This window comes from Pseudomonas sp. R84 (genome assembly GCF_009834515.1).
Classification (GTDB): Bacteria; Pseudomonadota; Gammaproteobacteria; order Pseudomonadales; family Pseudomonadaceae; genus Aquipseudomonas.
In genome coordinates this window covers 5,059,230-5,073,512 of record NZ_CP019426.1, presented here as the reverse complement: position 1 = coordinate 5,073,512, position 14,283 = coordinate 5,059,230, and the positions used below count along the sequence as shown (strand labels likewise).

Here is a 14,283-nt window from a genome sequence, read left to right as displayed (position 1 = left end):
AATTCCCTGTAGGAGTGAGCCTGCTCGCGATGGCGACCTGTCAGGTACCAAAGATTCTGGCCTGTCCCTCCTGATGAAAGGCACCCAACCATGTCCCTGCACCTGATCATCGGCGACAAACTGCTTTCCTCCTGGTCCCTGCGCGCCGCCCTGGCACTTGAGCTGACCGGCGCCCCCTACAGCGAAGAACTGATCAAGCTCGGCAAGCCCGACACCCGCGAGCTGCTGCTCAAGCATTCGCCGACCGCCAAAGTCCCGCTGCTGCAAACGGCGCGCGGCACCATTGCCGACTCACTGGCGATTGCTGAATACCTCGCCGAACAGTTCCCGTCCGAGCAACTCTGGCCGAGCGATATTTTCGCCCGCGCCCAAGCCCGATCCGCCTGCGCACAAATGCACAGCGGCTTCTTCGCCATGCGCAATCACATGCCGTTCAACCTCAACCATGACGCGCCGCTGAACCCGGTGCCGCCAGAAGTGAAGGTCGACATCGAGCGCATGCTCGCGTTGTGGGCCGAATGCCGTGCCGCCGCGACCGAGAGCGGGCCGTACCTGTTCGGTCGGGTGAGTCTGGCCGACGCCTTCTTCGCACCGATTGCCGTGCGTCTGCGCACTTACCAAGTGCAGCTGCCGGCCGCCGACCAAGCCTATGTTGAAACCGTCTACCAATGGCCCGCCTTCAAAGCGTGGCAAAAGGCTGGACTGGAGGAGTTGATTCCGTGAAACGCGTACACGTCGCCGCTGCTGTCATTCGTGACGACAGTGGCAAAATCCTCATCGCCCGCCGTGCCGACACCCAGCATCAAGGCGGCTTGTGGGAGTTTCCCGGCGGCAAGGTCGAGGCCGACGAGTCGGTCGAAAGTGCACTGGCCCGCGAGCTGCACGAAGAGTTGGGCATCGTCGTTGGCGCCGCCCGACCGCTGATCAAAGTGCGTCACGATTACCCCGACAAACAGGTATTGCTGGATGTCTGGGAAGTCTCGGCCTTCACCGGCGAGCCGCACGGCGCAGAGGGGCAGCCTTTGGCCTGGGTGACCGCGAAGGAGCTGGCGAACTACGAGTTCCCGGCGGCCAACCAGCCGATCGTTGCTGCCGCGCGTTTGCCGGCGGAGTACCTGATTACCCCTGAAGACCTGGAAACCCCGGCTCTACTGCGCGGTATCCAGAAGGCGATTGCTGGTGGGATCAAATTGATCCAGCTGCGCGCGCCGAACGGCTATGACCCCAAGTACCGCGATCTGGCGGTCGATGCCGCCGGTCTGTGTGCCGGTAAAGCGCAGTTGATGATCAAAGGGCCGTTCGAGTGGCTTGGCGATTTCCCGTCTGCCGGTTGGCACATCACTTCTGCGCAGCTGCGCAAATACGCCGCGGCGGGGCGTCCATTGCCGGCGGAGCGCTGGTTGGCGGCGTCGTGCCACAACGCTGAGGAATTGGCGTTGGCGGAACAGATAGGCGTGGATTTTGTGACCCTGTCGCCGGTGCAGCCGACGCTGACTCACCCGGATGCGCAGCCGCTGGGCTGGCAGCAGGCTGGGGCGTTGATTGAAAGCTTCAGCAAACCGGTGTTTCTGTTGGGCGGGGTTGGTCCGGCGGAGCGGGAGAAAGCCTGGGGCGTTGGTGCGCAAGGCGTGGCAGGGATTCGCGCGTTCTGGCCTGATTCTGTTTAACGGCTACTGACCTCATCGCGAGCAGGCTCACTCCTACAGTTGACCGCGTTCTACCTGAAGTAGCGCGGTCAATTGTGGGAGCGAGCTTGCTCGCGAAGGCGATCTGTCAGGCGCTAGATTTCTGCAGGTTTTGCCGCTGGCTGCCAGAGAATCTCCGCAATCCCCTGCCTCCGCGCAATCAACCGCGCCGCCACAAACAGCAAATCCGACAACCGATTGATATACGCCAGCCCGACCCCGGCCAACGGCTCTATCGCATTCAAATGCTGACAGCGGCGCTCGGCACTCCTTGCCAGACTCCGGCAGACATGGGCTTGGGCAATCAACATCGAGCCACCCGGCAGAATGAAATTCTCCAGCGGGCCCAACTCCTCATTCCACACATCGATCGCCGCTTCCAGGCGCTCGATTTCCGCCGTATTCAACGCCTGATACGCCGGCATCGCCAACTCGCCCCCCAGATCAAACAAGCGATGCTGACAAGGCGCTAACACTTCAATCAGTTCATCCAGCCCTGGACAAGCCTCGCGCTCGGCAACCAACCCGGCCAGCAACACGCCGACCTGACTGTTCAGCGTATCGACCTCACCAATCGCCTCGATGCGCGGGTGATCCTTGGGCACGCGGCGGCCGTCACCCAGGCCGGTTTCACCGTTGTCGCCGGTGCGGGTGTAGATTTTCGACAGGCGAAAGCCCATGGGTTACCTCGATAATTGATTGGTTTCGGCAGCGATGGGCAGCGGTTGCGTCAGCGGCAGGCGCAAGGTGAAACAGGTGCCTTGGCCCGGTGCTGACTGCACCTCCATCTGCCCTTTGTGATTGTTGGTAATAATGAAATACGACACCGATAAGCCAAGCCCGGTGCCCTGACCGATTTCCTTGGTGGTGAAGAACGGCTCGAAGGTGCGTTTGCGCACGTTCTCGCTCATGCCGATGCCATTGTCTTCAACCTGAATCTCGGCCCACGGCGGATTGAGTTTGGTGCGCAGGATGATCCGCCCCGGCTCACTGTCGTCTTCGCGCTGGTGAATCGCCTGCGCGGCGTTTTTCAGCAGATTGAGCAGCACCTGTTCCAGTTCGTTGGCAGTGCCCGGCACCGGGCCGAGCGCCGGGTCGAACTGGCGGATGATCGCCTGGCCCTTGAAGTCGAAACCGATGGCCAGATCGAAGTCGTTGCCGGCAATTTCCACGGCTTGATCGATCAGCGCCGGCAGATCGCATGGCGCCATCTGCCGGGTACTGCGACGGCTGAAGCTGAGCATGTGCGTGACGATTTTCGCCGCGCGAGCGCCGGCCTGTTGAATGCCATCGAGCAATTGCGGCACTTCGCGGCCCTGCAGGTAGCGGTTCACGGTGTCCAGCTCGATGTCCAGTTGCTCGGCGGTTTCGAGGTTTTTTGGCAGATCGGCGGACAGGCGCCGCCGGATGTTCTGCACGTTGTGCAGGATTGCGCCCAGAGGGTTGTTGATCTCGTGGGCCATGCCGGCGGCGAGACCACCGACGGAGAGCATTTTTTCCGACTGCACCATCATTTCTTCCAGCGACAGACGCTGGGTGATGTCATCGATGCGGATCACCACGCCACGCCCGGCACCGCCCATCAATGGATAGAACGTCAACGCGTAATGCTTGGGCTCGTCGTCCTTGAACCAGGTTACCCGCTCGATTTTCGCCACGGTGTGCTGCTCGACCGTCTGTTTGAGCTGCGGCAGAAACGGCTTGAGCGGTTCGAAGGCAAGGAAAATTGGCTGGTTCAGTGCCTCGTCCAGTCGTGTGCCGGAGAGGGCACTGGCTTCCTGGTTCCACTGGGTGACGTAGAGCTGCTCGTCGAGGGCGATCAGTGCCGAGGGCATCGAGTCGATGATGCTGTTGAGGTAATTCTGGAAACCGGTGAGCTTCTTTTCGATCTTGCTGCGTACCTGGACTTCCAGCTCCAGCTTGCGGTTGGTGTGGCGGGTTTCCTCGGCCAGCCCTTGGGCCTGATCGTAGGCGGCTTGCGAGTCATCGCGGGCACGCTTGAGTTGCTGCTCGCGGGCTTCGATGCGCGACAGCATGGTGTTGAACGCTTCGGCGAGGCTGCCGATTTCGTCATGATTGCCGCGTGAAGCGCGCAGGGCATAGTTCTCTTCGCGGGTGACCTGACGCGACAACTCTTCGAGCTGGTGAATCGGTCGGGTGATCAGGCGTTTGATCTGCCGGGCAATCACCAGCCACAACAACACGCTGAAAATCAGAATGCCAAGGCTGGCGGTCAGGGTGCCGGTGTAGAAGGCCATCGGCAGTTCGCTGCTGGCCACCAGCAACAGATGGCCCGGCGCAGTGCCGGGGCGGGGCAGGGTGATCAACTGGTTACTGCGAAACTCGGTCAGTTGCCACGCTTCGATGTGTCGATAGCGTTCCGGCAGGCTGAGTTTGTCGCCGCGCTGGACTTGCGCCAGCCGTTCGCCCTTGCCGTCATACAGGGCAGCGGCGCGCAGCGGCGAATAGCTGTCGAGTTCTTTGAGCAGGCGCTCGGCGCTTTGCGGGGATTGCAGGGCTTCACTGACCAGACTCGGGTTGGCAATCAGCCGGCCGATGGTCTGCAAGGCCTGCGGTGCCATGCTTTCCTGAGAGATGTAATAGGCGGCGCTGATAAAGGTCAGGTTGGCGACCAGCAGGACCGTGGTCAACAGTACCAGCAGGGCGGCCAGCAGTTTCTGGCCGACCGGCAGGTTTTCGAGGCGCTGGCGCAATGGCATCAGGTTTTTCGCAGCAAAGGAACAAGTGGCCAGCGTAGCCGCTGCTCAGTCGCTGGGCAATCCAAGGCTGAGCAGATGAGCGACCAGGCGCTGCTGCAATTGATTGAGGTGCGGCAGGTTCAACTGGTGGCGCGCGGCGACTTTGCAGGCATGGCCCAACAGATAGCTGATTTCGGTGCGGCGCTGGTTGGCGACGTCCTGATACATCGACGAGTAATTGGCCGCCGTGGCGTGGATGACTCGCTCGACTTCCTGTTGCAGGTTGTCGGCGGCAGCCGGCTGGCCGCAACGCTCCAGCAGCTCGGCCAGTTCGCCGCACAGCGTGGCGACTTCGCAGTGATGTTCCTGCAATCCGCCGTTACGGCAATGGTGCAGCACGGTCAACGGATTGATCGCGCAGTTGAGCGCCAGTTTGCGCCACAACCGCGTGAGGATATCGGTGCTCCATTCATGGGGAATTTTCGCCGCCTCCAGATCGTCCAGCCAGATTGGCGCGACCGGATGGCCAGCGTCGCCCAGCCAGGTGAAGCCGTGGCCGGCAAACACGACACGCCAGGCGCCATCGCGAAAAGCACCTTCGGTGCTTGAAGCGCTGATGCAGCGGGCCAGTGGCACACGGTTGGCGACAGCGTCCTGGCTGCCGAGGCCGTTTTGCAGAAGGATCAGTTCGGCGTCCGCTGTCAGTCGTGGGGCGAGGCGGGCGACGGCGTTTTCTGCGTCGTAGGCTTTGCAGGCGACAAGCAAACGGCTGATCGGCTCAGGGCTGTCGGGTGTTTCGCCGGGAACCGTATAGGTGCTCGCCACACCGCGCTCCACCAGCGTCAAGCCGCCCGCAGCCTGATAGCTTTGCAAGCGTTCGGTGTCACGCACGATCAGTCTGACCGGCAAACCGGCCCGGGCCAGACGTGTGGCCCAAAGCGTGCCGAGGCTGCCGGCGCCCAATACATGCCAGGGGGTGGACATCAGTTTTTTGCTCGATTGCGTACAGGCATGTGCGGCTCGCCGTGTCGGTGGGAAAAGACCCGTTATAATGAGCCCGATTTTAACCGCAAGCCAAGCGCGCTCCATCCACATCGAGCGCGCCTTTTTATTGGAGAGATTACATGCCGTCGTTCGACGTGGTATCCGAACTGGACAAACACGAACTCACCAACGCGGTCGAGAACGCCGTGAAGGAACTCGATCGTCGTTATGACCTGAAAGGCAAAGGCAGCTTCGAGTTCAAGGAAAAAGACCTGACCGTCAGCCTCACCGCTGAAGCCGGGTTCCAGCTGGAAGCGATGATCGAAATCCTCAAGCTGGCACTGGTCAAGCGCAAGATCGACGTACAGTGCCTTGAAGTCAAAGACGCGTACGCTTCGGGCAAGCTGATGAAGCAGGATGCCGTGCTCAAGGAAGGCATCGACAAGGAGCTGGCGAAGAAGATCGTCGGCCACATCAAGGACGCCAAGCTTAAAGTGCAGGCCGCCATTCAGGGCGAGCAAGTGCGTGTGACCGGCAAGAAGCGTGATGACCTGCAAGAGGCCATCGCTGCACTGCGGGCCAAAGAGTTCGGCATGCCACTGCAGTTCAACAACTTCCGCGACTAAGCTCGGTCAGATGATCTGTGGGAGCGAGCCTGCTCGCGAAGGCTGTATGTCATTCAATAGTGAGTTGACTGACACACCGTCTTCGCGAGCAGGCTCGCTCCCACATTGTTTTGTGTACACCCGGCGGTTTTCTGCCGCTTATTTTTCGCGTGCCGAATGGCCGGAAATCAGGAGATAGAACATGGATTTGAATGCTGAGGTGGACAACCTGGTCAAGGCATCCCAGGCGTGGATCCCGATGATCATGGAATACGGCAGTCGTGTGCTGCTGGCGGTCATTACCCTGGCGATCGGCTGGTGGCTGATCAACAAGGTCACGCAGAAACTCGGTGGCCTTCTGGCCCTGCGCAATGCCGATCTGGCGCTGCAAGGTTTTATCAGCAGCCTGGCGAACATCATTCTCAAGGTCTTGCTGATTGTCAGCGTCGCTTCGATGATCGGTGTGGAAACCACCTCGTTCGTTGCTGCGATCGGTGCTGCCGGTCTGGCGATCGGTCTGGCCTTGCAGGGCAGCCTGGCGAACTTCGCTGGTGGCGTACTGATTCTGCTGTTCCGTCCGTTCCGTATCGGTGACTGGATTGAAGCGCAAGGCGTGTCGGGTACGGTCGACAGCATCCAGATTTTCCACACCGTGCTGCGTACCGGTGACAACAAGACCATCATCGTGCCAAACGGCAACCTGTCGAACGGCATCATTACTAACACCAACCGTCAGCCGACTCGCAAAGTCGTATTTGATGTCGGCGTTGATTACGAAGCCGATCTGCAGAAGGCCCGTCAGGTGCTGCTGGATCTGGCCAAGGATGAGCGCGTGTTGCAGGATCCTGCCCCGCAGGCAGTGATTTCGACCTTGGGCGACAGTTCGATCACTGTTTCCTTGCGTGTGTGGGTTAAAACTGCAGACTACTGGGACGTGATGTTCATGTTTAACGAACAGTCGCGTGACCGTTTAAAGACTGCCGGCATTGATATTCCTTTTCCGCAGCGCGTGATTCGCGTGGTGCAGGAATCGGCAACACAATGATAGGTTGCTAATTAATTGCCTGACTTATCGGTCAGGCAACTATTGCAAGTGACAGGCAATAAAAAAGGCCCATCGCAAGATGGGCCTTTTTTTATGCTTCCAAACTAACCACTGACGATTACAAGATGTTCAGTGGGTATTCGGTGATCAGACGGAACTCTTTGACATCGCCTTCGCCTTGGTCAGCGTTGGCAACGTGCCAGGCTTGACGAATGCGGAAGGACAGGTCTTTAGCCGGGCCAGACTGAACAACATACTTGGCTTCGAAGTTGGTTTCGTGGTGTTCGCCGTCTTCACCGTACAGCGGAGCGCCAGTGCTGGTGCGGTATTGGCTGTTTGCAGACAGACCGGTACCGTCGATATCCCAACCTTTAACGTAACGAACCATAAAGCTCAGGCCTGGAACGCCGTACTCGGCCATTTTCAGGTCGTAACGGGCTTGCACGGATTTCTCGCCTGGACCGTTGAAGTCAGAGTACTGGATGGAGTTGGCGAGGAAGATCGAGTCGCCACCACGGTTGTTTTTACCCACGCCGATGTAGTCGAACGGGGTATCGCCGTTGACCTTCTGGAAGGCCAGAGTGAAGGTATGAGCCTTCAGGAACGACAGTGCAGTTGCCAGGGAGAAGGTCGTGTTGCTGATGTCACCTGCCTGTTTGTCACCGGTGTCGGTAGTGCGGTAGATGTTGAAGTCAGTGTTCAGCGAAGTGTCACCGCCGAACGGGGTGGTCAGGTTCACGTTCGCGTAGTACTGGTTCCAGATATCTTCCAGCTTGGCACCGTAGAGCGAAGCGCTCAGGTTGTCGGTGATGCCGTACTTGCCGCCGAAGTAGTCGATCTTGTTGGCTTCTACACCCGAATAGTTGGAGTACAGACCGCCGTCACGGGCGTTCTTGTCCTGACTGGAAGACGAGTAGAAGTGACCGGCTTCAAGGTCAAGGTCTTTGATTTCGCTGCTCTGCAACTGGAAACCAGTGGCAGTTTGCGGAAGGATGCGGGAACCGCCAACAGCGAACACTGGAGAAGTGCTTGGCTGCATGTCACCGAATTTCAGCTCGGTTTTGGAAACGCGGAACTTGATGGAAGCGCCAGCCTTGCCTTGACTGTCGTTGACGTCGTGTGCATAGCCGTTGGCCTTGAGGGTATCGCTACGGCTCATGTTGCCAGTACCGGAAGTACCGTCACCACCATCCAGTTTCAAGGCCAGATAGCCGTAAGCATCAATACCTACACCAACGGTACCTTGGGTATAACCGGAGGTGAAGTTACCAAGGAAACCCTGGGTCCAGTCTTTCTGGTCGCGGCCGCCGTTCTTGTTGTCGCGGTTGAAGTAGTAGTTCTTCAACGTCTCGGTGAGTTTCGCGTCTTCAACAAAACCTTTGGCTTCAGCCTGGTCACTTACAAACGGGGCGGCCGTAGCCACTTGAGTACTGGCGGCTGCAGCAACTGCCAGTGCGATCATGCTCCACTTCATCACGCGCATCGTGATTTGCTCCTTTGGTTTTAGAAGAGTACTGCCGTCCCACCTGTTTTATTATCTGGGCGGCTCTTTCTTTTTGTGTCGGCGCAAACTTATATCACGCCGACAATGTTGGCGATACTTGCTGATCCAACCTTTCAGCATCTTTACGACGTTGTCGCAAATGGCGTGGTGGATGTCGCAAATTCACAGTACCGACGCAGCCGGACTGACAACTTTCTCGCTGTTTATGGGCCTTTTTGCATCGGTAAAAAAGAGTCCCTGGCAAAACACTTGAATCTCCATCGGGCAACCCTGCCACTGTTCTTATGGGGCTTAAGGCATCCACTTCCAGTGGTGCGCTTATAGTCCATATGAGTACGAATGCAACAAGCGTGCACAAACCGCAATTTGGTTGCGGTTATTTTTCTGAACACCCGCCTGTGCTTGTGAAAACCTTGTGAAAACGGGGCTTCAAGCCTGATTTTTTCAATGCTTGACGCCATTTCTCCTTTGGTGTTGCCACGCCGAAAAGCGCGCGTGACAACCAAAAACGTTACCGGTTCACCCCTCAGTGAGTATTTGGCGGATGCCCGACGCAGTGAGCGTAGACGCACTGTGCGGTTTTGGTGCAAAAAAATTTACAGCTGTTCTGAATTCATACAGCGTGCGCGGGCGATGACACTGAGCGTCTCTGCGGTTTTCGGTCATTTTTTCGGGTTGAGCGTCGATGCTGGTTTCATGCTGGTGCGTTGTGCTCGCAAATGTCACATGTCGGGGCGTTGGCAGAGCGGCGCAGTACACCGTCGTCGTGAAGGCTGGCGCATTCGCAGGTATGCTGCCGTCCTGTCGCTTGGTGCGCTGTCCGTATGGATCGCCGCTAAGCTGAATAATGAAGATCAGCCGGGAGTGCGCGCAGTGTTTGCTTTAGATTCACGACTTCAACAGGACACGCTGACCATCGGTGATTTCCCTCTCTGCCGACTGCTGCTGTCCAATGACGCCAATTACCCTTGGTTCATCCTGGTGCCTCGTCGCGACGATATCAGTGAGTTGTTTCAGTTGGATGTCGCCGATCAACAGCAGTTGTGGCAGGAAACCACCGCGCTGGCTGAGCTGCTCAAGGATTTGTTTGACGCCGACAAGCTGAACGTTGCAACGCTGGGCAACGTTGTCGCTCAATTGCACATGCATGTGATTGTGCGCAAACGCGATGATGCAGCCTGGCCCGCGCCGGTCTGGGGCAAACACCCGGCCAAGCCATACAGTGCCGAGCAGGTCGCCGCCATTCGCGAACGGTTGCGTCTGGTCCTGACCGAGCATTTCACCTTTGTGGAGGGCTGAGTCATGAGCCTGGAAGATCGCGTTACCGATCTGGAAAGCCGACTGGCGTTTCAGGATGACACCATTCAGGCGTTGAACGACGTGCTGGTGGCTCAGCAGCGCGTGGTCGAGCGCCTGCAATTGCAGATGGCGGCCCTGCTCAAGCGCCAGGAAGAGATGGTCGGCCAGTTCGAGTCCTTCGAGGATGAGGCGCCACCACCGCACTACTGATTCAGATACTTTTCATCAGGCGTAAAAAAACCGCGAACAGCACGCTGCTCGCGGTTTTTTAATGCCTTGGATCAGCGTCGCGGCAGAGCGGCGATCACGTCCTCGGCTTGCAGGCCCTTGTCCCGGTTCATTACCGAGAACTCCACACGCTGGCCTTCGACCAGGACGCGGTGACCTTCGCCACGGATCGCGCGAAAATGCACGAAAATATCATCGCCGGAATCCCGGGAGATAAAACCGAAGCCTTTGGAGGTGTTGAACCACTTGACGGTACCGGTATCACGATTGGTCATGTCATAGCTGGTCGGAGCGGCAGCCGGTGAAGAACGATAGAAGCTGACGGCCAGGTGCAGGACCACCGCAACCAGTGCAATCACCAAGGTGAACAGCACGGCTGGCTGACCGGCGATGACGGGCATCGGGGCGATCAGGGTCAGGGTTTGCAGGACAACGGTCAGTACCAGAAGAGCGCTGACCAGGTTTTGCAGATGCTGACGAGGGCCTTTGTTCCAAAAAGGAATCACTGGGGCAATCACCAGGTTCAGCAGGCCGAAAAAGGCCAGGTAAAGTGCATCGGGTTGTTGCAGGTAGGGAACGGCTTCGGATTTCAAGCTGGGTATGAACGACAGCAGCAATGCCGCTGCGCCCATTAGCAGGTGGACGATTTTCAACATTTTGATTGGCTCACGTTTATGACGGCTCACAAGGAAGAGCTGAAGGCGCACGGTTCGCTTCGGAACAAAATAAGAGGCGGTGGACACGTTCACGGCATCAGCCTATGCGCAACGCCCCGAAAAATGGGGCATGGCGACACACTGCCTATTTAACAGCAAAGCCTGCGGCTACTCAAATCAGCCCGGCCAGCGGCATCGCCTCGGTCGATTTGTCGCAGTGTGTGCACCTGATCGGGGCTGCGGGGTATCGACAGCCTTGCTAGAGTGGGTCTGCACCTGTTGGATGAATTCAATCGCCGTTAGGGGGTAAACATGGCAATCGATATCGGTATCAGTGAAGAAGACCGCAAGTCCATCGTCGAAGGCTTATCGCGTCTGCTGTCGGACACCTACGTGCTGTATCTGAAAACCCACAACTTCCACTGGAACGTCACCGGTCCGATGTTTCGGACGCTGCACTTGATGTTCGAAGAGCAATACAACGAACTCGCGCTAGCTGTTGATTTGATTGCCGAGCGTATTCGCGCCTTGGGCTTTCCGGCGCCAGGCGCCTACGCCACCTACGCACGCCTTTCTTCTATCAAGGAAGAGGTGGGCGTGCCGAGTGCCGAAGACATGATCAAGCAACTGGTCGATGGCCAGGAAGCCGTGACCCGCACGGCGCGTGGCATCTTCCCGTTGCTCGACAAGGTCAGCGATGAGCCGACAGCAGACCTGTTGACCCAGCGCATGCAGGTTCACGAGAAAACTGCGTGGATGCTGCGCGCGTTGCTGGAAGCATAATCCTGCGGACGCGCAGGCCAGCATTCGAAGGACTGCGCGCTGTCCGGAATCTTACCTGTATCGTTGGCTTATCCTACGGAGATGGTCAATAAGTCGTCTGGCTATAACTTTGTGTCTGCGCTTTTATGAAAGCCACAGGATGTGACTTTTCAAACAAGCAGAGATGGCAAAGGAGTGTCACCGATATGGTAGAGGGAGACAGGCGAGGCGACAGGATTGTCGGCTTGCCACATGAATTGAAAGTCGATCCGTTCGTCAACGAATTCGACATGGCACTGGTTCAGCCATCGTCACGATCCGTGCGTCTGAACGGTTATGCGACCTGCCTGCGGCTGGAGCGGGTCTACTGGGACATCCTCGGCGATATGGCCGCAGACAACTGCTGTTCGATCAGCTCGCTGTTGTCCCATGTCGACCGTGAAGTGCATTTGCGTCACGGCGGGGTGAGAAATTTCAGCGCGCTGGTGCGGGTGGTGTGTGTCATGAACGGCGTCAAGCAAGCTACACCTGCCGAATCGCGCTGAAGCGGCGGTTGCAAACGAGGTCGCGGCCTGTGCAGTCTTACGGCTGCACAGGCCGCATTTAATCGATATAATCCCGCTCTTTCGCCGCAAAGCCCTGCGCGCGGTGGCAATCTGATCGCCGAGACACCCCCATGCCGATGTACGATTATCAATGTGCTTCCTGTGGTCATCAGTTGGAAGCCATTCAAAAGATCAGCGAGGCCCCGCTGGTCGACTGCCCTGCCTGTCAGGCGCCAGAGCTCAAGAAGCAACTGTCGATGCCAGGCTTTCGCCTCAGTGGCGGCGGTTGGTACGAAACCGATTTCAAGACCGGAGCCAAGAAGAACCTGGCCGGTGGCGACAAATCTGACTAGGGTTCAACCCCAGGTTGAACGACACGCGTGAGTTTCCGCATTGCTTGAAAAGCAACGGGAGCTCCACCGAATTTTTCGAATTACGAGAAGCGAACCACGACCATGATGCGCAGCCACTATTGCGGCCAACTGAACGAAAGCCTGGAAGGCCAGGAAATTACCCTTTGCGGATGGGTTCACCGTCGTCGCGACCACGGCGGGGTGATTTTCCTCGATATCCGTGATCGTGATGGTCTGGCCCAAGTGGTATTCGATCCGGATCGCGCCGAGAGCTTCGCCGCTGCCGATCGCGTGCGCAGCGAATACGTCGTGAAGATCACCGGTAAGGTGCGTCTGCGTCCGGCCGGTGCCACCAACGCCAACATGGCGTCGGGCATGATCGAAGTGCTGGGTTACGAACTGGAAGTGCTGAACGAGTCGGAAACCCCGCCGTTCCCGCTGAACGAGTTCTCCGACGTTGGCGAAGAAACCCGTCTGCGTTATCGCTTCCTCGACCTGCGTCGTCCGGAAATGGCCGAGAAGCTGCGTCTGCGTTCGCGCATGACCACCAGCATCCGTCGCTTCCTCGACGAGAACGGCTTCCTCGACGTTGAAACGCCGATCCTGACCCGTGCCACCCCTGAAGGTGCGCGTGACTATCTGGTGCCAAGCCGCACTCACGCCGGTTCGTTCTTCGCGTTGCCGCAATCGCCGCAGCTGTTCAAGCAACTGCTGATGGTTGCCGGTTTCGACCGTTACTACCAGATCGCCAAGTGCTTCCGCGACGAAGACCTGCGCGCTGACCGTCAGCCAGAATTCACCCAGATCGACATCGAGACCAGCTTCCTCGATGAAAAAGAGATCATGGGCCTGACCGAAGAAATGATCCGCAACCTGTTCAAGGAAGTGCTGGGTCTGGAATTCGGCGACTTCCCGCACATGACTTTCGAAGAAGCCATGCGCCGCTACGGTTCCGACAAGCCAGACCTGCGTAACCCGCTGGAACTGGTCGACGTTGCCGACCAGCTCAAAGAAGTCGACTTCAAAGTGTTCAGCGGCCCGGCCAATGATCCGAAGTGCCGTATCGCCGCACTGCGCGTTCCAGGCGGGGCGAGCATGCCACGCAAGCAGATCGACGATTACACCAAGTTCGTCGGCATCTACGGTGCCAAGGGCCTGGCGTACATCAAGGTCAACGAGCGCGCTGCCGGTGTTGACGGTCTGCAATCGCCGATCGTGAAAAACATCCCGCTGGAAAACCTCAACGCCATCCTCGATCGCGTTGGCGCAGTTGACGGCGACATCGTGTTCTTCGGCGCCGACAAAGCCAAGATCGTCAGCGAAGCCCTGGGCGCGCTGCGTATCAAGCTCGGTCACGACCTCAAGCTGCTGACCTGCGAGTGGGCGCCAATGTGGGTCGTCGACTTCCCGATGTTCGAAGAAAACGACGACGGCAGCTTCTCCGCGCTGCACCATCCGTTCACCGCACCGAAGTGCACGCCGCAAGAGCTCGAAGCCAACCCGGCTGGCGCTCTGTCCCGCGCGTACGACATGGTGCTGAACGGTACCGAACTGGGTGGCGGTTCGATTCGTATCCACCGTAAAGAGATGCAACAGTCGGTATTCCGCCTGCTGGGTATCAATGAAGCGGAACAGGAAGAGAAGTTCGGCTTCCTGCTCGACGCCCTGAAGTACGGTGCACCGCCACACGGTGGTCTGGCTTTCGGTCTCGACCGTCTGGTGATGCTGATGACCGGCGCCCAGTCGATCCGTGAAGTGATCGCTTTCCCGAAAACCCAGAGTGCTGCCGACGTGATGACGCAAGCGCCGGGTGTGGTGGATGCCAAGGCACTGCGCGAATTGCACATTCGTTTGCGCGAAACGCCAAAGGCTGAGTAAGACGGGCCTGAAGGCGCATCTTCGGATGCGCCTTTTTTCT

Annotated in this window: 15 protein-coding genes; 10 read left to right on the top strand and 5 right to left on the bottom strand. The window is 58.2% G+C overall.

The features are described from left to right. The first annotated feature begins 90 nt into the window (after positions 1-90). Positions 91-723 (top strand): glutathione S-transferase family protein, encoded by a 633-nt coding sequence (locus PspR84_RS22510; RefSeq protein WP_160059181.1) that lies wholly within the window; start codon positions 91-93, stop codon positions 721-723. Beyond that, positions 720-1,667: a Nudix family hydrolase gene (locus PspR84_RS22505; RefSeq protein WP_160059180.1), complete on the top strand. Its 948-nt coding sequence runs from the start codon at positions 720-722 to the stop codon at positions 1,665-1,667. Before PspR84_RS22510 ends, PspR84_RS22505 begins: the two co-directional genes overlap by 4 nt. 113 nt (positions 1,668-1,780) lie before the next feature. On the opposite strand, the gene PspR84_RS22500 is transcribed toward PspR84_RS22505, so the two are convergent. The 3 genes from PspR84_RS22500 to PspR84_RS22490 are packed head-to-tail and all read right to left on the bottom strand — an operon-like array spanning position 1,781 to position 5,368. Then, entirely contained in the window at positions 1,781-2,365 is a 585-nt protein-coding gene (locus tag PspR84_RS22500; RefSeq protein ID WP_160059179.1) for a cob(I)yrinic acid a,c-diamide adenosyltransferase, read from the bottom strand. A 3-nt stretch (positions 2,366-2,368) separates the two neighbouring features. Then, positions 2,369-4,405, bottom strand: a complete 2,037-nt coding sequence (locus tag PspR84_RS22495) for a HAMP domain-containing sensor histidine kinase (RefSeq protein WP_160059178.1) — start codon at positions 4,403-4,405, stop codon at positions 2,369-2,371. A gap of 45 nt (positions 4,406-4,450) precedes the next feature. Continuing rightward, entirely contained in the window at positions 4,451-5,368 is a 918-nt protein-coding gene (locus tag PspR84_RS22490) for a putative 2-dehydropantoate 2-reductase (RefSeq protein WP_160059177.1), read from the bottom strand. A gap of 140 nt (positions 5,369-5,508) precedes the next feature. On the opposite strand from PspR84_RS22490, the gene PspR84_RS22485 reads away from it, so the two are divergent. Further along, a complete protein-coding gene (locus PspR84_RS22485) occupies positions 5,509-5,994 on the top strand; it encodes a YajQ family cyclic di-GMP-binding protein (protein ID WP_007912755.1) in 486 nt (161 codons plus the stop codon). Between the two features lie 181 nt (positions 5,995-6,175). Next, positions 6,176-7,018, top strand: a complete 843-nt coding sequence (locus PspR84_RS22480; RefSeq protein ID WP_034153426.1) for a mechanosensitive ion channel family protein — start codon at positions 6,176-6,178, stop codon at positions 7,016-7,018. Between the two features lie 118 nt (positions 7,019-7,136). On the opposite strand, the gene PspR84_RS22475 is transcribed toward PspR84_RS22480, so the two are convergent. After that, positions 7,137-8,501 (bottom strand): OprD family porin, encoded by a 1,365-nt coding sequence (locus tag PspR84_RS22475; protein ID WP_160059176.1) that lies wholly within the window; start codon positions 8,499-8,501, stop codon positions 7,137-7,139. An 894-nt stretch (positions 8,502-9,395) separates the two neighbouring features. On the opposite strand from PspR84_RS22475, the gene PspR84_RS22470 reads away from it, so the two are divergent. Together PspR84_RS22470 and PspR84_RS22465 are read left to right on the top strand one after the other, a co-directional pair. Then, positions 9,396-9,821 (top strand): HIT domain-containing protein, encoded by a 426-nt coding sequence (locus PspR84_RS22470; protein WP_160060130.1) that lies wholly within the window; start codon positions 9,396-9,398, stop codon positions 9,819-9,821. A gap of 3 nt (positions 9,822-9,824) precedes the next feature. Then, positions 9,825-10,031: a SlyX family protein gene (locus PspR84_RS22465; protein ID WP_034153424.1), complete on the top strand. Its 207-nt coding sequence runs from the start codon at positions 9,825-9,827 to the stop codon at positions 10,029-10,031. A 71-nt stretch (positions 10,032-10,102) separates the two neighbouring features. On the opposite strand, the gene PspR84_RS29810 is transcribed toward PspR84_RS22465, so the two are convergent. Then, positions 10,103-10,705: a cold-shock protein gene (locus PspR84_RS29810; RefSeq protein WP_007912746.1), complete on the bottom strand. Its 603-nt coding sequence runs from the start codon at positions 10,703-10,705 to the stop codon at positions 10,103-10,105. A gap of 312 nt (positions 10,706-11,017) precedes the next feature. Between PspR84_RS29810 and PspR84_RS22455 the strand changes: the two genes are divergently transcribed. The 4 genes from PspR84_RS22455 (at position 11,018) to aspS (ending at position 14,243) form a co-directional block, all read left to right on the top strand. Further along, positions 11,018-11,488, top strand: coding sequence for a Dps family protein (locus PspR84_RS22455; RefSeq protein WP_007912745.1), 471 nt, complete (start codon positions 11,018-11,020; stop codon positions 11,486-11,488). Between the two features lie 185 nt (positions 11,489-11,673). Next, positions 11,674-12,012 carry a ribbon-helix-helix domain-containing protein gene (locus PspR84_RS22450; protein ID WP_160059175.1) on the top strand — a complete coding sequence of 113 codons (339 nt, stop codon included), beginning with the start codon at positions 11,674-11,676 and terminating at the stop codon, positions 12,010-12,012. Between the two features lie 131 nt (positions 12,013-12,143). After that, a complete protein-coding gene (locus PspR84_RS22445; RefSeq protein ID WP_007912741.1) occupies positions 12,144-12,365 on the top strand; it encodes a zinc ribbon domain-containing protein in 222 nt (73 codons plus the stop codon). A gap of 102 nt (positions 12,366-12,467) precedes the next feature. Further along, a complete protein-coding gene (gene aspS / locus PspR84_RS22440) occupies positions 12,468-14,243 on the top strand; it encodes an aspartate--tRNA ligase (RefSeq protein WP_016983822.1) in 1,776 nt (591 codons plus the stop codon). Positions 14,244-14,283 lie beyond the last annotated feature (40 nt).